Genomic DNA, 272 nt, shown 5'->3' with positions numbered 1-272 from the left:
ATGCGTGGGTTGGCTTCTGCACGAGGGGAGATGGTCGCGGGTCGACGGGGTGAGGGATGGCCGGGGCGATGGTGTGGCGTGCGGGTGATCGGGGTGTGGGGTTGTTGGAGCCGCATCTGTGGAGGGTTTTCCCGCGTATGGCGGGCAGAATCCTCCAGTGTCGTGCGGAAAACTCTCCTAGGAGAGCTTTCGCGCGCGGCGAGGGGGATGGTCGCGCGGCGAGGGGGATGGCGTGGCGTGGCGGCGTGGCGGCGAGGGGGACGGTGTGGCGT

The organism is Kribbella sp. NPDC048915 (genome assembly GCF_040649595.1).
Lineage (GTDB): Bacteria > Actinomycetota > Actinomycetes > Propionibacteriales > Kribbellaceae > Kribbella.
The sequence above is the reverse complement of the archived record's forward strand: the minus strand, read 5'-3'. Positions refer to the sequence as shown.